The organism is Longitalea luteola (assembly GCF_017356035.1).
Taxonomy (GTDB): Bacteria; Bacteroidota; Bacteroidia; order Chitinophagales; family Chitinophagaceae; genus Niastella; species Niastella luteola.
Genome location: NZ_JAFIQX010000012.1, coordinates 146956 through 165477, shown reverse-complemented (window position 1 = coordinate 165477; position 18522 = coordinate 146956). Strand labels below are relative to the sequence as shown.

The 18522-nt window shown below is 47.4% G+C and carries 8 protein-coding genes; all 8 read right to left on the bottom strand.

What is annotated here, in order from left to right:
* Positions 1 to 55: 55 nt before the first annotated feature.
* Positions 56 to 1072, bottom strand: coding sequence for a hypothetical protein (locus tag JUB15_RS23880; protein ID WP_207515173.1), 1017 nt, complete (start codon positions 1070 to 1072; stop codon positions 56 to 58).
* The gene (locus JUB15_RS23875; protein WP_207515172.1) at positions 1069 to 2091 is read right to left on the bottom strand and encodes a hypothetical protein; all 1023 of its coding nucleotides are present in this window, start codon (positions 2089 to 2091) and stop codon (positions 1069 to 1071) included. The genes JUB15_RS23880 and JUB15_RS23875 overlap by 4 nt, the downstream gene beginning before the upstream one ends.
* Positions 2082 to 6392: a fibronectin type III domain-containing protein gene (locus JUB15_RS23870; RefSeq protein WP_207515171.1), complete on the bottom strand. Its 4311-nt coding sequence runs from the start codon at positions 6390 to 6392 to the stop codon at positions 2082 to 2084. The genes JUB15_RS23875 and JUB15_RS23870 overlap by 10 nt, the downstream gene beginning before the upstream one ends.
* 67 nt (positions 6393 to 6459) lie before the next feature.
* Entirely contained in the window at positions 6460 to 6882 is a 423-nt protein-coding gene (locus JUB15_RS23865; protein ID WP_207515170.1) for a hypothetical protein, read from the bottom strand.
* Positions 6883 to 6909: 27 nt separating this feature from the next.
* Complete coding sequence (locus JUB15_RS23860; protein ID WP_207515169.1) at positions 6910 to 10038, bottom strand: T9SS type A sorting domain-containing protein; 3129 nt, start codon at positions 10036 to 10038, stop codon at positions 6910 to 6912.
* Between the two features lie 32 nt (positions 10039 to 10070).
* Entirely contained in the window at positions 10071 to 12182 is a 2112-nt protein-coding gene (locus JUB15_RS23855; RefSeq protein ID WP_207515168.1) for a fibronectin type III domain-containing protein, read from the bottom strand.
* A gap of 10 nt (positions 12183 to 12192) precedes the next feature.
* Positions 12193 to 16755: a hypothetical protein gene (locus JUB15_RS23850; protein ID WP_207515167.1), complete on the bottom strand. Its 4563-nt coding sequence runs from the start codon at positions 16753 to 16755 to the stop codon at positions 12193 to 12195.
* Positions 16756 to 16774: 19 nt separating this feature from the next.
* Positions 16775 to 18496, bottom strand: coding sequence for a hypothetical protein (locus JUB15_RS23845; protein WP_207515166.1), 1722 nt, complete (start codon positions 18494 to 18496; stop codon positions 16775 to 16777).
* Between the last annotated feature and the right edge of the window lie 26 nt (positions 18497 to 18522).

Sequence of the window (18522 nt, the reverse complement as noted above, 5' to 3'; positions counted from 1 at the left end):
CTTCAATATCATGCCGGGCAATGTCCCGGCATTTTTATTCAGCAAAACAATTATTTTACCTTTCAAACAGATAAAGTGTTTTATTACTGTCTTTCACCGCAATATGCTTCTCATTGGCCTGCGGCGCGTCTACAAAGAAATGATACTTATCGTCATCGGGCAATGAATAATGCCATTCAATTTCGAGGGTTTCGGTATTGAAGATACCTGCCATAATATTTCCCATCGACGTTGCTGAAAATGTATTATTCCCGGTAAAATAAACCCGGGGATCACCTGCATAGAACCGGCTGTTCTCGATTCGCCAACCTCCCTCCTGTTTCTTTCTCAACAGGGCTTTATGCGTTGCCAGGTCCACCTCAAGATAATACGAATAGGCAATGATCCTGATCTTACCCGCATGCTCGTCCAGGTAAGCGTTCCCTATCGAAAAGCTCGTAAGCCCTAACTCCTCTTTTACATTGAAAACAGGAATAACGGGTTTACCTGTTAATACATCCAGAACCATAAAGCTGTTACTATTGGGCTGGATCCACAGTTCATTTTTATACAAACCGATCATCTTCGCCGGCTCGTCCTTATCCAATTGCGGATCAGCCGCCCCTGGTTTGTATTGCCAGCTCAGCTCTCCCTGCAGGTTATAACAATTCAGTACACCTTCATTGAAGCTAAGTGCTTTGTCCTTTACAATGGTAAATGGTGTTTTGGCTTCTGCAGTCACCTTGTTTTTTACCCAGTCGAAGATCCTGTATACTTTCTCGTCCAGATGTCCTTTATACAGAACCAGATACCTGGCATCCTGCTCCTGAATAGCAATGCGGCCTGCCTCATCCATATTAAATGGCTCCAGTTTGCTGGCCGAATAGATAGAAGAAGGTTTATTTACATGATCGACAATAATAAAGCGCTCATCCGGGAGCTGATAGAAATAAGATGGCTCATAACTTAAATTATATTTTTCAGACGCTTCATTATTTAATGCGTCTATACAAAACAGGTTATTTACATCATCCGTATAAAACAATTGTTTTTCTAATAACGACCAGACGAATACATTATTAATTTGTCTCATTTAATCTCAATTACGTTAACGAAATTAAACAATGATGAATTGGCAAAAGCAGCCTCTTCGCATAATTTTGCTAATTCCTCCGCATCCGCAATATTAATTGTTTTATCCCCGTATTTGATATTTTTGAAAAAAGAGGCATTTATTTTGAACAGCTGTGCGCCCGTATCTTTATCTTTAAACAGCTTTACAAATTGCCCCCTGACCAATTGTTTCGCTTTATCAACGCCTCCCAATTTAGAAGCATTGGCGAAGTATTCAAATTTTTGTTTATTCTTGAAATAAGCCAGGAATTGTTTAACGCTTTGAGCATCGGTGCTAAAGTTATACCATCTGCTCTCGCCAAGGCTTTTGAATTCCGACAATTGCATCTTATCATCTACTAAACGATACAGGTCCGCTTCAAAACTTCCGTCATCCAGGAATTTGTACTCGAATTTTTGAATAGATTTTACATAATTGGCGTCTGCTGCTGCCTGTTGCCTTATTGCGTTGATCATAAATGCCCCGCCATCCGCTTTGTAAACATTATAACCACCCTGGGTGCCCATTTCCGTAAACAGCTTATGAACGCTTACATTCTTGTCCTTGAAGTTTGCCAGCACCCAATCCATATCATCGATAATCTGGTCCAGCTTAGGGATGCCAAAATTCCTTCCCGAACAGCCATTACATCTTACCTTCACTTCCTGGCTAACGAGGTTCTTGAGGATCTTTTCGAAATGCCCGGGATAATCCTTAAAATAATCGGCATGGTCCTTCAGTAATTTAGAAGTAGCTTTCAACGCATCCACATCCCTTCTCACCTGCGGATTACCCACCAGTTTTTTATAGGCCATCATGCCTTCACTATTACCCTTGAGAAAGTCATCGAAGCCCGCGGGTGGATTTTGTAAGTCTTTGGCAAGCGCCTCAATAATACATTGCGACCGTGCATGTAAACACTGCAACAGGCAACACGCGAAAATTACAAATAGGTTACGCAATATCCTCGATTGCATGATATTCTTAATTAGTTGCATAAAACTTCATTTGGATATTTTTTGCGGAAATTTTTCCAGCCTGCCAACAATTCAGAATTTTCTTTATTCAGCGCATTCAGCACATCCTCACTTGCATTGGCAAAATCATCCATGAACTTCGCCTTGGTGGCTTTTTCCATATACAAAAATTCGTCTGCGACCCGGCCATGTTTCCCGGCCAGCTTTTTATACAGGGCTGCTTCTTCTGCCGTCAGTGCACTGGTCAGTTTGCCCAACTTTAAATTATCGGGCATACCGTCATCTATTTTGTTGAGGTCTGTTTCCAATTTGCCCAGTGTGCCGGTTTCGTCTGTCATGCCCAGTTGTTTCATGTCATCTACAGAACCCCGTACATTTTTGTAAAGACTGTACATACCTTCACCCATGGCGCCCAGGTTCACAAGATTGGTAAAGGTGTTATACCTGTTGATAAAGGCCTCGGCCTTCTGCTCCCGTTCTTTTCTTACCTCCGGGCTCACGTTGGGATCTTCTGCACCGTAGAGCTTTTTGATGGCCCGGTTGCCCGCTGGTGTTTTCATGAACTCATTTGCCGCCGGCACCGCAATTTTTGCGGTTATCCAAATGTATTGCAACGCTCCTTTGGCAGCCGCATACTCACCGGCGCTCAAGGCTATCAGGGCAAGATCCACTCCCATCTGGATCTTGTCATTGGTAGTCTTATTGATCATCCAGGCAGCAGATACGGCCGGGATCTGTAACGTATAGGGGAACTGTTTAGGATCTTTCAGATCAGGCCAGTATTTACTGTCAGGCTCAGGTATCACCAGGTTCACTATTGCCAAAGGATCAACCGGTTTGGTTTGATCGAAAGAGAAACCCGCCAATGTGCCCAGCGGACCAACCACGATAGGCATAATGAAACCTGCCGGGCTTAAATCATAGGTAGCATAGTTGATCATCAGCTTTCCTTCACTGTTAAAGCTTACCCCTTTAATGATATCCAGCGCATTGGGTATTGCCCACTTTATGGTAATTGCCGTATCACTGGGTTTAGCGCGTTTTGCCGCCAGGTAAAGGGCGTTGGCTTTGATAAGCTCCCTGATGAACTGGTCGAAATTCTGATCATCAATAATACCTTTATTGTCGATCAACTTATAGAGACGAGGCAGCACCATTTTGTGGGTATTGAAATAACCAATGATGGCGGCTTTGTCAGGATCAGGCGCATATTTCAGCAGGGCGATCACCGTCTCCTCGCCGAAATTGGTAAGGAAACAGTTGTAGCCGCTTTTATTCCAGGCTGTGGTATTAAGGTCAGGCGATTCATACATCATCTGCAGCAGGTCGAGCCGCAGCGTTTGACTTAACTTTTCAAAAATGCCTAACGATGCTCTGTCGGCACTGTATTTCACCGCCGTTATATTCCAGCTTTCCAGCTCTTTGGTGATCTTACATCTTGCATCATCCAGGTCTTTATCAAGCCCGGCATGAAGCACCTGCAACATCTCCGGTGTTCTGTCACCTTTTGCTTTTTTATAGGCATTTATCAGCTTTTGCATCCTGTCAATGGCGCTTTCGATAGTTTTGAGTTGTTGTTTCAGGTGATCCCTGAATTTTACCAGGTCCAGGAATTGAACATAGTTCGGATCCTTTTCCACTTTGAAGAGCGCATTCGGCAATTGTTTTACCAGTGCCATGATCTCTTCTCTAATTGCGGGATTATCGTTTAGCAACAGATTATTATCCTTATCGCCATACTTTCCAAAATAGTACTCCACCATTTTCACGATATCGGCATTCCGCTGCTGCAGCTCCCAGTGATTGTCTATATCGAACATATATCCATTCGCCTTTGCAGTAGCATAGTTAAAGAAGCCGTCCTTATCAGACATTCCCTTTGCTTTTTCCAGGATCACGTAACCGGCAAAACCGGTACGCACATTGGTCTTCCTGTCTACATTATAGGCGGCCACATAACCGTTGCCGTTGAAAGTGAAGGAAGACAGGGCGCCGTTTATATCAATGGTATAATTGATGATCGTTCCTTTTATTTTGTATTCTTTTGCATCCGGGGTGTACACTGTAGCTCCATCTGCCATTGAGTTCCGGATGACCAGTTTCTCAATCACCTTGTCCTCGGCGCTTTCGAACAGGTTGTTCTTAGCTGTTTCGTATACCCTGTCAATTACATCGTATTGTTTATTGCCCAGTGCCACATAACAACTGTAATCGTTCATTACATCGTCGAACATATAAGGCCCTTTGGGCGACTGGCTTTCATCGGGGGCATTGCAGGTTACGGCACGTTCCAGCGCTATCCAGGCCGGTGTTGCTGCCCGGGTTGCTTTATCCAGTGAATCGAGCAGGCTGTTGGGCACATTCCTGCTTTGCATCAGCACCGCTACCAGGCTATCGGTTGTTTTATGCCATTGGGCGGCCTGCTGCCTGTCTGCTTCAGTGCCGCGGTACCCTTTCAGAAATTCACGAACATTATTGAACCATTTGCTTACTACCGATTGCAGCCCCTTACCTACCGTTTCTCCCAGCTTGTCAACGATCGGTGCTGCCTGCTTCACTGCATCCCGCAGCTTCTGCTCAGCTTCCGCCTTTTGTTCAGGCGTAGTGTTCTTATCTTCCAGCACGTCCCTGGCCTCTTCCATGGCTGCGATGTTCTGCTTCAATTGTGTTTTTTCTGCAGGCGTCAACGCGAGGGCGTTGTCGATGGTAGCCGGCGATACTTCCGACAACTTTTCTGCAAACTCCAGCAGATCATCCAGCGGCGCCGTATCCGGATCAGGCATACTGTCTCTAAGGTCTTTGAGAATAGCTACACTTTTCGGATCGCCGGTGAAATCAGTAACATCTGCTATCTGTTTTGCTTCTTTATCGTAGGTAGTTTCTATAACGCCGCCGATCAACTGTTTATCTGTATTGACTGTAATGCCGCTGAAACGCACTTTGACCGCCACTTTACCCAGGAAGGGAATAGTAATGTAACCGGTACCGGTAAAGCTGCTTTGCCCCTGGATAGTGATGAGCTTTACCGGGAAATCGCCCGCCATGATGACGTCGCCGCTCATGAGGGTTTGTATGGGATTGCGGTTGGTGATCTTCAATTCAGGCTGCAGTATATTGCAACCTGCTTCTGCATCTACGCTGCTGCCATCGATATAAAAACTTTTTATATCGCTATACACTGCGCCATTTGCCGGGAATGTGGCGCCATTGTTTACATCACAGTAAGCGCCTACGCGGTACTCATATTGTTTATCCTTTTTAAGATCGTATAACATCACCCGGTTGGTGCTGCTGTTTACGGTGTACCACTGGTTGGCGGTCTGTCCTTTCTCGCGGTAGTCTACACTAAATCGGGTTTGCTGCAAAGCCGCATTCCAGGTAATGGTGGCCCTGCCGCCGCTAACTTCACTTTGTACATTAAAAGGCATCGGGCAATCGCGCTGGTAGGTGAACCAGAATATTTCGCTGTAGCCGTTATTGCGGTAAGCATCGGTATTCTGGCTGCCATTGGATGACTGGGCCCTGATGCGCCACCCATACCGTTTACCGGGGATCAGCAGTGGTTCAGCCGGACCGTATAATAACGTTGTGGCCTGGGTTGTTGTACGGTACAATGGCTGTGTGGTGCCAAAGGCGGCTTCGGGCGCAATGCCATTATCCCACAATTCCACTAACGTAAATTCATATTCGGTGTTGAAAGCAGCGGTTGGACTGCCCATGTTGCGGGGCGTCCACTGAAAAATAATATTGGAAGGATCTTTATAAGCAATGCTTTCGGTTTTCCGCGGAAGGTTGAGCAAGGGTGGATCCAGCAGGGAGATCCATGCCATAGCGCAATGACTGCGGCCAACCAGCCTGTTGGTATTGTATTCATAAGCTTCGAAGCAGAACTGATAAAAGCCTTCCGGCAGTTTCTGGCTTTGCTGGAACTGGCTGCGGGTAATTCCCTCCAGCTCCAGGTTGTTGATATTAAAATAAGGCGCCAGATCGGCCAGGGTGATCCGTTGCGGCACGCCTGCATCGAGGGTAATGGGCGGGTAATATACGCCATCACGACTTTTGAGCTTTGCATTCTGCCCCTGGATGCTCATTTTAAGCCTCACCTGCAAAGCAGGTTTGGTAAGATCTGTATTGGTAAGAAGCACTACCAGCCTTTCCTGGGTGCCCTGAAAGTATTCACTGGTATTAAGCGTATAAGGTGGCAGCAATTGCGACACCACCTGTACCGGATACACCTGCGCATTCAACGGCAACTGCATCGCCAACAGCAAAACAGTCAGTTTTGCCAGGCGAATGGCGCGGATCATTATGCTTGTTTTCACAGAAAAGATTTGGAGTGCTTCTTAGATAAAAATTGTTCAGGAAAAGAACTGTTCTGCTGAATGATTTTTATTTTTTCAGCGAAATAATTGTTTCCCAGAGCTCATCTTCGGTTTTTTCCTGAAGGATGTAGGTCAGGCTGTCTTTGGTCAGCTTGCTTATTAAGCAGGAATCACCATCTATGATCAAATAAGTTGTCGTTAACCGGTATGTCAATGTATCGTTCGGATCATACCCGGGCGCTTCCTGTGGATCGGTTGTACGGGTGTACACCTTACCGTCGCTACGGAAATCAATGTAGTCGCCAGGGTAAACAGGCTTATCCGTCGTGGTGGAACCACCATTCTTTATGTCGCTCACCACTACTTTGGTGGATACCGGCGTCCATTTACCAAGGAGATCTTTTTCCGGTCCGCCACCGTCATCATCTTTTGAACATCCTGCAATAATTGCTGCCGTTATTGCCACCACGCTGAAGAATGCTTTTTTCATTTCTGTTGGATTTTATTAATTGAACTTTTATTGAATGATTATCTTAATGATCCGGTATTCTTTTGCAGTTTCCAGCACAAGGGAATAAACACCTGCGTTCAACTGAACATTATAGGGCAACTGATACTGTTTGCTGCCATTCTGTTGCTGCTGGTGTACTACAATGCCGGTATTCAGCTGAATTAACCTGAGTTTGATACTGGCCGCTTCTTCCAGTGCCACCTTCACAGTAAACTGTCCGTTCGACGGATTTGGCGCCACCGTAAATTCTCTGATGAATGGCGAGCTGACAGCGCCAGGCTGGTCAAATTGCTGCGCCTTCACAATGGTGATCGGCTGCTTCACTGTTTTTTCACAGGCGCCTACCATCGTTCTCAAACCAATAATGTATAAGCCGGTATCGGCAAATCTCAGCTGCGCTTCTTCATCGTTCTTACTTACCACGGTTACATTGCCGGATGGCAACAACCATTCTACTTTTTCCGGAGCCGGCTGACTGATATTTACCAGCGATACCACTTCGTTGGTGAACGCCTGGGTGGTAGCCACCATTTCTGCTGCCACGGCGGCATTGCTGCGGGTAATGCGAAGCGTGTCTTTGCCAATACATCCGTTAACATTGGTAGCCGTTACATAGTATGTTCCTTCATTCGTCAATTTTACTTTGGGCGCAAAAGCCGAATAATTATTGGTGCCTGTCCACTCGTATGTATTCCCCCGCGGAATAGTGGCATCGGCTTCATACACCTGGTCAACACATAATGTAATGGCCTGCGGCAGCTCAATTACAACGGGCGCGGTTTCATTCACCGTGAAGGTGTGCTCCAGCGGACAATTCTTACTATCAGTGAGGGTCAACCTATATTTCCCCGCCGGCAGCTTGTTCTGGGTGGCGGACGTGGCGCCATTGCTCCATTTATAGTTGTAGGGCAAAGTTCCTCCTGTTGCGGTGTAACTGATAGCACCATCTGCCCCGAGGTAACAGGTGGGATCTTTCACGATCACATTACTGATCTCAACAGGATCAGGTGACGTAACCTTTATCTGGGTTTCCGTCTGGCAATTGCGGGTATCCTTTACAAAAGCCTTGTAGTTGCCTTGCGCCAGGTTTGAAATGGTGGTAGTGGTTTCGCCGGTGGTCCATTCGAGGTGATAAGGACCGGTGCCGCCTGTGATCTCCGCACTGGCGGTTCCATTGTTGCTGCCATTACAATTCAACGGTGTGCTGCTTAAAGTAAGGGTGAGCAGGTCTGGCTCTACCAGCGTAAAGGGCGCTGATTCTTTGGTGATATTGTTCTTGTCGGTAATGATGATCTTGTATTCACCGGCTTTCAGTTTCACGGCAATACTGTCGTCCTGTTGAATGTCGGTCCATACGCCATTGTCGTTCCTGAACCATTGGTATTGGTAGCGGAAGATGGGAATTTCAATACCACCCTGGGCTTTTGCATACAGTTTTCCGTCTGCAAAGTTTTTACATGAAACGTACCGGTATTGTTCAACCGTTACTATCAGTGGTGGTGGTTCCGTAAGGGTAAATGTATCTTTTACCATACAGCCTTCTGCATCGGCGCCTGATGTGAGCGCATAGTTGCCATCGGTTGCAAAGAGGATGTATTTGCCATCGCCGATATTTTTCAACACGGTAGTGAATGGATCAGTGGTAGCCGGCTCTGGCGTAAGCACGTTATCCGCGATCGTTTTCCATTGCAGGTCGTAGCTGTCGCCATTAACGGGGGTACCTCCGGAGAGTATGACCCTGATGCTTCCATCGGTATAACCAAATGCCAGCGGGTTAATAGGCTGTGCATTATCTATATGGAGCGCTTCTGCAGGCTGATTGATCGTGATGGTGCGGATGACTTCCTGACCACTGCCATCTTTCATCATACAATCATTGCCATCCCGCACACTGATGTTGTAAGAGCCGGTATCAAGACCTGAAATCGTATGCGTTCCTGCAGCGGAGAAGGCAATCCAGTTGTAGGTGCTTTCGTGCATCTTCTTGTAGCCAACTCTGTAGTTCCCTACGCCCCCTGACGCATTTACAGTAATCATGGCATCTGAGCCGCCAAAACAATACACATCTCTTTTTGACGCTGTATAAGACAATGCGGTTGGCCCCTCGAAACCGAATCGGCCTACATGCCCCGGCCCATCTGTATAAGTTGAGGTGCTGCTGTTGGGATATTTTCCTATCAATGTGATCTTGTAACCACCGGGAGGTAACTCTGCCGGCCAGGTATAGGAGTTATCGGCAGCAAGACCGGCTGTTGTAAGATTGATAACAGAACTGTTGTAGCCATTGGGGTTGGTCGTATCTTCCAAAAAAATGTTCAATAATTCTTTTTCAACGATTGCCCGGTCGAACCGGATCTTTACATACCCATTGGATTCGCCGAAACATTTGTTGGGTTGAACATCCAGCCCGATGATCCTGGGTGAAGAAAGCCTGTTGCTCAGGGTAATTAAATTAGAAGCTACGGATGCACAGGTTTGCACTTTGAAAAAGGTATTTTGGGTAATGCTGCTGAGCGGGCTTCCCTGGATAAAATCTGTTAACATAACATCCACTGTTGACCTTCCTGCACTGTTTATAGCTGCCGGAAAGGGTAACCAGCCATTCGTCGACGTCCAATAATACCAGTTGTAAACACTGGCCGGAAAACCGGCTGTTGCGGTCAGCCTGATCTTATCGTTATCCGGCAGGATCGTTGAATTAGCGCTAATAGATAAAAGGGGCGTTACTTTCACGGTATACCTGATGGATGTCATCCTCGGTGAACCGGAAGGAATATCCAGGTAATTGGAAGAACAGAAATCGATGTCCGATTTAATATCATAATCCGCATCGGTACCTGACCTGAAATTCACGAAACCTTCCGTGTGCATTTCCACGGGCCTGCTGCTCACGGTGACCGGTTGAGCTAAACGCCAGCCGTTCTCCCGGTCGCCCTCTTCGCCCAGATGCCTGCTATAGAGCCGGAGGGTGGAGCCATTCTCCAGGATCAGATCGATATTCAGGTGCGAGCTTGTATTATTCTTTACGCCTTCTTTAACTTCAAATGTAAGGCCCGTGAGATCGACCGTATAGTTCTGTGCCTTTGCTGCATACCCTGCAGTCAACAAAGACAATATGAATAGAAATTTTCTCATGAATTTGATCTTGTTGAAAGCATTAGCCATCCTTAATATTTTGTTGTTACGGTTTTCATACTACTGAACGCCCCTGATGTAAACACCGCCATTACACCGTACTGGTACGCAGTATTGGCCTGCACATTCGTATCGTATATACCTTTTCCACCGGCTGGCAGCACTTTCCATAACACCAGCTGTTTTCCGCCTTCGGCCCTGTACACATGCAGCTCTGCCACATTCTGCATTTCATGGTCCCAGGTTATTTCTATGCGCCTTTTCTCGGGCTGGGTGTAGGCGTACATCCTGGTGATCTTTGCATCTGCCGTATTTGCCTGCTGGGCAGTGGCGATCGTCAACTCTTCAGAGGCCGTCGTCAATCCACCTTCGCTGGCAGCCACTACGTAATAGATATATGTTTTTCCGCCTGGCAGCTCTTTATCCGTGAAGCTGGTCGTATCGCGGCCCCGGAATATTCGCACCGTCGTGGGTGCTATCGTATCGCCTGGTGCCTTTCGATACAAGGTATGGGATACCACATCGGGATCTGAACTGGGTATCCATTGTACGGTTATGCTGTTGCCTTCTACTTTAAATTTCGATATTACGGCCGGCGAAGGTGGTATCACTTCCGGTTTCTTTACTTCTACCAGCGTTGATTGTGCAGATTGATTGAAGCGTGTATCCAATGCTGTTACTGCATAGTAAGACTTTTTATTCAGCATTTTCAGGCTGAGCGTATCCCTGAAGGTGGTGCCATACCAGATAGAATCCACCAGGGGAACCAATTCCTCGCCTTTTTTCTGCGCCCTGAACACTTTATAACCCATCAGGTCTTTTTCCGTGTTCCTGTTCCAGCTAATGGTCACCACGCCATTGGTGTCGATAATTGCTTTCAATCCGGTTGGAATGGCCGGCGGCATGGAATCTTCCGGCTGCACCAGATAAGGAAAAGAAGTACTGCTTTCGCCCTCTTTGGCCAGCGCAGTGATCATAAAATAGTTGGAAGCCCCCAGTTCTTTTTTGATGGATGCTGTTCGGCTTGTTACAGGCAGGGTATCGCTAAAGATCTCGTAAGGCCCTTTAATATTGTCGGCACGCTTTAACTGGAAGCCACGAATGGCTTTGTTTGCTTTTTCATCAAATACCCAGTTTACCTGCAGGATGCCTTTTTTGTCTAGATACGCATTACGGATATTGGGTACTGTCATCAGCATTTCTTTTCCCATGCCTTTTACGATCAATGAAGGCGGGCCCGATTGCCCGAATGGATTTATGCCCACTACTCTGTACTGGTATTCTTTTCCGTTCTCCTGCAGCGAGTCCATAAAGAACATCCGGTTTTGTTTTCCCGTACTATTGTCAAAATTGCTTACCGGCAACCCGTTCACTTTTTTGAAGCTGGCGCCGCCGTCTGCTGATTTTTCTACATAATAAGAAGAGAAATATTGCGAAAGCATTTGGATGTCCCAGGTCAGCATCACGCCCTTGTTGCCAAAGCGGGCGATCACTTCCTGCACGGCAGGCAGCGGCTCATACTCTGATGGACTGATGAATACGCTGATGGAATCGGGCCTGGATAAATTACCAGGCGCCGCTGTTTTGATCCGGTACAGGTATTTTTCATCCGGTTTCACATTTTTGTCTACAAAGCCCCAGCCGGCCATCACGGCGCCTTCAAAAGAATTATCGGCCGCATACAGTGAAAAAGAAAAGCGTTGCTCCAGCTCCTGCGACTGTGCCAGGATCTTTGCGGCGCCTTTTTCATTGATGCTTACATCGAAATCCGTTCCATACAGCGCCTGTGCTATCACAGCGGCGTTGTTGTCTTTTTTGGCCAGTGTTTCCCATTCTTCCAGCGGACGCGGTTTCAATGGCGATGGGCTCAACACCAGTTTTTCCGGAGTGCTTAACATTTGCTTGTTGCGGATCACGGTATAGCGTTCCAGGATGAAACCGTATTTGTTGTTGGTCTTCCATGATTGCGGCGTAGCGGATGCCCATCTCAGGTAGATCGCTTTTTGCGTGCTGTCTGCCCGGCCGATGAAACGAAGCAACGGCTGCTTTTTCTTGTTCGACGGCTGAGCCAGCAGCAGCAGCGGCATCAGCAGCACGCCCGTCAAAATATATAAAGTCTTCATTTGTATGGTTTCGTTTTTCATAGGTTCCGCATTACTTGATCTCATTCTGATAGCGCACTGTGCTGGCGCTTCCTTTTGTTCCGCCCGGCAATACGAATTGGTAACTTACTTCGTAGAAGCCTTCCCTGATAAATGGATAGTAACCGTTTATGATCTTTTCAAAATCTTTTTGCCGGGGTGTTCCCAGGTACCTGTTCACCAGCTGGTTCTGGATATCCTGGAAGTCTGCCTTGTAAATGGAAGGCAGGTCATAGATGTAAGGCAGCCATTGGGTAACCTGCTGATCGCTGAAATTGCCATTCTCTACCAGCGACCGGTAGCCAAGAGAAATGGGCAGGGCCTTTCTTGGAATAAAGCCCAACTCGGCAGTGTCGCGTTCTGCGATCGTTATATCCCCGTAGGGCAGGTCGGCATAGAACAATGGATTGAGATCCTGCGTGAAATAGGGATCGTTCACAACAGCGTATGGCTGTACCAGCGGCATACCGGCCGTGTATTCAGTACCGGCGAGCTCTGCCAGATCGAATGCTTCCCCATTGCTCACACCCTGGGTAAAGTTGATGAGGTCAGAGCTAAGTCTTCTTACACGGGTGGCCGTAAGCGTAAAGCTGTTGATCCTGTCGGAAAACTTGCCATAGCGGCTGCTGATGAAACCATAGTCCAGGATCACCTTGCCGAGATCTGTGCGGCCTACTTCTGTGGCATTTTTTGTGGTGAGCTCCAGACCATTCTCATCGCTCGTTGTAGTTTGGGCAGGTGTGCTGGCCGCTTTGTTGCCACCAATGGGATAACTGCTCAGGAGGAATTTATACTGAGCGCCGCCCTTCAGCTTGATCACGTTGAAAGTGAGCTTTCGGTTCAAAGAATCGTACTGAAATGGTACCGTAACGACGGATGCGCCATCGGCAGTAACAAACGACAATTCCTGCCTGTAACCCGGCACCCGGAACAAATAGGTTTGTCCGCGTTTCAGCTGCACATACCCGATCGGCGTTTCTTCTTTGTAGAAATTCCGCTGGTCTACCACCGGCCATGAGTAATCTATATTGCTCAGGGGAATAGCTTCCGGAGCCGAACCGGTTACAAAGGTCAGTTCTTTGCTTTCTTCGGCTTTTTGTCCATCTGTATATACTGTTTGCCAGCTTCCGTTCTTCAGTTCTTTAAAACTTACTTTCACCAATGCCTTTACGGTAGCGTTAGGGGGAAGGATTTCATTAGAATAGAAAGTAGCTACATCTTTATTGGCATTCCATTTTATTACGCCTGGAATGGTTTTACCATTGCTCACCAGGTCAAACTGGTCGAGTTGTGTACGGAAGGTTTTGTCGCCTTTATCGTCCTGGATCGGGATGTCTTTATCCATGGCAAAGTTGAATGCCACCTGTGGCGCGGTAAATACGTCGGCATTGGCAGTATCCTTTGGCGTTATATCGGAGATAACGGCCATTCCCACTACTGCCTCTTTTCCTTCACCGTTCACAATTTTACATTCTTTACCAACCTGCAGCTTGAACCGCATATTGCCTTTCACCAATCCACCCAGGATATTGAACTTCACGCCCAGGTAACCGGCAAACCAGGAAGGATTGGGCAGTTTGGCCTGTAAGAGCGTTGCTGCGGCGCCCTGAATGATCGGAAAGCGGAATTTCAGGAATTTGAGATTCACTTTTACGCCCAGTTCGCCCTGCAGGTAAACATAGGCCTGGGCATTGCCGTACCAGCCGTTGATACCAATAGGTTCACTGCTTCCTTCGCAATGCGCATCTTTGTATTGCTTCAACATCAGGTCGAAGCCAAGCCCAGCTTTGAAGTTAGCGTAGAGTATGAGGAAGGTGAGATCGCCAGTCTGCACTTTTAACCTGGCACCGGTGGCAAAACCTCTGCCATCGCCGAGGGCATTGAGGTCGCGCATGTAATCCAGCTGCTGCATGTCCATACCAAGAATATCTGCCACTTCCTGGGGTGGTGGTGGTGAGCCGGGTATTTTGGTTCCCATCATGAAATAGGAACTGGTCTCCAGGCTAAAGCCGCCCAATCCGAATTTGATACCCACGGGATTTGAGGGCGTACCCATGTAAACATGCCATTCATCGGGCGAAAAATACATTTCCGACCAACCGGCGCAATAGTTCTGCCCCACCCCGGTGAGCACATTGGCTATATTCAGATAGATCTCGAAATTCGACTGAAAGATCTTGTTCTGGAAATCATAAGACATACCAACAAATGCTGATAGTCCTTTGAAATTGGGCCCGCCTATTGAACAGGGTATATCGGCTGCCGCTGATTGCGGATCATTTGCCCGCTGCTCCTGCTCGGCTGCAATGGCGGCTCTCTTTTGTTCTTCGGTTTTACCTTCCATTTCCTTCGCTTCCCTGGCGCTGCCATTGGCAAAGATCTGTTTCGCCTGTTCCAGTTCATCGCCAATTTGATCTGTCACCCCTTTCATAATATCGGCATTCCCGAAAAAGCCTACATAGCGTATACCGCCGCCGTTATTAAAAGCCACCTCAAATTCGGCTCTGCCATTCACCACTTCCGGACTGGTAACACAGAATAATACTCCTGCTTTGATACCCAGCCCTAATGCATTATCCGGTTTGTATTCCGGCATCAGGCTTTTACTGATACCGGCAAAGGGATTCATTTTGCTCATCCGGTAGTAGGCGCCGCCGGCAAAACCATTCAGCATAACAGGCCCTACTACTGGTGTACCAGGCGACCATCGCACCATACCGTCTACAAACCAGTAGCGGAAGGTGGTATTCCCGAATATGGCCCGTACCTGTACTTCTATGTCGAGTGAAGTGAATTTAGCGTTGATGCCGCCGGCAAAGCCATTACCATAGATAGGGTCGTCCTGCATGAAATGCGCTTCTCCATTGAGGATAAGTCCGCCAAGTTTTGCATTGTCAATCCGGATGCTTTCCAGTCGTACCTTATCCAATTTCCATCTATGTGAACCGTTGCTGTTCTCAAAGTCGCAGCCAATGTTCAGCCTGGTAGTTGCTTTAAACGCATTGTCCTGCAAAGTGAGTTTCAGGCCGAATGAGAGATCGGCATGGGTATTGTTGACCGTTAGCGCTATCTTATCGATCGATACTGGGAAATTGCCCACTTTCACTTCGCCGTCATAGCCAAAATAATCTACCGAGAAATAAGGGCTGCGCGTGCGGAGCCTCAACCCTCTGAAGGTTACACCGTTGAATTTGGCAATACTTTTTGATCCGTCGGGATTGGTAGATGCGTTGATCGTAAGGCGCCCGTACAGGTTTGCTTCCGGCATGAACTGCCCGTCTTCCACCAATAGTTTTACATAAGAATTGGAATCGAGCGTACAGGTAGCCTGCCAGAGTTTAAAGTCCATCTGGCCTTTGGGGCTTACCGTAAGCCAGTATTTGTTATCCTGGGTAATTACCGCTTCATAGGACAGGGAATCTTTATCAGCAACAGGCAGTCCTATATTTCCTTTGAACCCCGCTGCTATCAGCCTGTTGGCTTCAATACCAATGTTAAATTCATCTACAGAGAATTTCCAGCCTGATGCAGAACCGCTGTTATAGGGCAGGATATTCTTTCCATAGAAAAAACCGCTGACGCCGTTATTGTCTACAATGAGGTCGTGGGCGCCAAAAGAAATCCGGTCGTTACTGTTATTTCTTTTGAATGTCTTTGGCAGCATCACATCTACCAGCTGCACATATACGCCGCGCCACATGGAGGGGTTAGGATAGCTCATATGCCTGAGCTCATAACCCTGGGGGAAAATAATACTTGAACTATTGCGGATGTCACTGAAATCAAATACGGCATTGGTTACGGTGAATACAAATCCGTCGAGGCCGCTTATCTGGAACCGGGGTAAGGTAATGCCTACCAGCATATCATTCCAGTCGTTCACAATGGTTTTAAAGCTTCCTTTCACTTTCGCATTTGCATCGGCCAGCTGTTCGCCGTTATCATCACATGGTATCAGTAATGACCGGGGAAATACCACATCCGCCGCCAGGCCCAGCTCTTTGAATCCGTTACAATCCATGCTCAGGTAGGTAAGGCCGTCAGCCGCCTGTCCATTGTTGAGGTTAAAACCGCCCTTGAGGATCACCTGGCTATTGCCGCCATTGATATTGATGGGCACATCACCCAGCAAGGTTAGCCTTGCATCGCCGATGATGCCGCCTTTGTAAGATAATTTCAGTCCGCTGATACCGAAGAACAATTGTCCGGGATGCTGCGGGATCTCCACTTTTGCAAATACCGTCAGCTCGGCAAATGTTTCATGGAACACGGCGCTGCTGATGGCGAGTTTATAGGTGACGTTACTTATGGTTTTCTTCAATCCAACCGGCAGCTCGTTCAGGTCATCTGGTTGTAAAGACTCCAGCCAGTGGTTCATATCATCTACCCGCTGCACGGCGCCGTTGGCTACTTCTTTGACCTTCACTGAATCTGCGATCGTATATTGTTGAAGCGTGGCCATGGCACTATCCGGCAATATGTTCCGGTGCATTGTATGCACGGCCAGGCTATCGTTCGCCAATGACGATGCGCCGGTGAGCAGGAAGAGTACGATATATAAGATCCTTTGATTCATGTGTGCTTCATTGAATATTTTAAAAAGCAAAGCTGTACCCCAGCGTGCCGGTAAGATCTTTGGTATTCTCCTTATTGACTACCGTACGGTACTGGTTGATGAGGCTGCAATTGATATTGTGTTTCTTCAGCAAGGTATAAGCGGCATTGATCCGGATGCTGAATACACTGTTTTGCCTGTTACCCTGTGCGGCACTGGTATTGTAAGAAGAGGAAAACCCGGTGGTTAGTTTTCGTTGAAACAATTTCGCATTGGCGGAAACAGTAGGTCCCTGCGTAATGAAATCGTTCCTGGCAATTGTGTTATAGCTTACATTATAGGCCAGTGTTACACTCATACCTTTCTTCAGGAAAAGAAATCCATAAGCTGTTGCCAGATTGTAAAACTGGGAACTGTTGCCTTTGGCTACCACCCCGCCCTGTCCATCGGATGCATCCTGGAAGGTGGCATTTACATTCAGGTATTGATTTTGCAGCTCATCTCTGCGGGTAATGTAGTTCACCGTTAGCGACGCATTTTGTGAAAGCTGCGTAAAGTTGAGGGTGTCAAAATTCTGAATGGGTGATACATTGTTGATATAGTCAAACTGCGGCCTGATATTCATGTAGGTTTGAAAACTGGAATAACTGGCGCTGGTCTGTAATCTTTCGATGGGCATATAGTTCACATTCACTGCGCCCACCAGTCTCCTGGTGGCACTCTCTTTCTGACCATTGAGGTTGTCGCGCTGCGAGCCGATGTTTACCGCAATATTGGCTTTATCGCGCAGCAGGCTTTGCGCAAGATTCACGGTTATATTTTCCAGGTCACTGTTGAAATAATAAGCACCGAGTGTTGTATACCCGGGATTTACCCGTTCATACGCCACGCCTATTGAACTGTTCAAAAAGCTATAGTTCAGCTGGCCTTTAAATGCCTGGTAAACGGTTGTTGAGGAATTACCATTGATGAGCTTTGTCATGAAGCCATCGTCGCCGGCAGCTTCTACTTTGATATTATTTGTTCTTGTATCCCGCGTAATTGCTGAGTTGGCTAATTCCGCACTGATCTCCATGCCCCTGAACGGTTTAAGGCCAAGCTCATAAGCAATGGCCAGGTTCTCCTGTGGATAGATCTGCAAACTGTCTGGCGGGTACGAAAGGCTGCGGGCGTTATCCTTTGCATAAAAAGCGTTGAGGCCTGCCTTCCACCATCTTTTTTCATAAACGGTCTTAATGCCATATCCCATGCGCTCGTACGCAGGCAGCGCATTCTTGTTAGTGCTATCGTATTCCACGGCCCTTTGCAACCTGCCCGCCATGGCGCTTACTTTCAGCGGCCCATTGAATGCGAGGTCGACGCCGGCCCCTCTGAACTGGTGACCATTCAAGGTGTATGGCGAAAAGCTCATGCTTACATCGCCGATATGCCCACTGATCCATTTATAGGTTGGGTGCAGGCTAAGCCGGTTAGGCATTACAGGATAGGAAAAACCTGAGCCTGCATTGGTGAAGTTGAAGCTGAAGGGTAAATTCACTTTACCCAGGATATTGGCGTTCGCATTGCCCTGCACATACCAGGTAAATGGCTGGCGGCCGGTATTGCCGCTGCCATTGTAGAACATGGAACCGGCAGAAATGCCGCCGTTGAACTTTACAGGCTTCGCTTTAAATACATCCTTCAATCCTTCGATATCTACCTGTTGCGCATTGGTGAATGCACAGATCGATAGGGATAGGGTTATCAGCGAAAATTGTTTCATAAGGTTGGGTTTTCAACAAAGGCCCC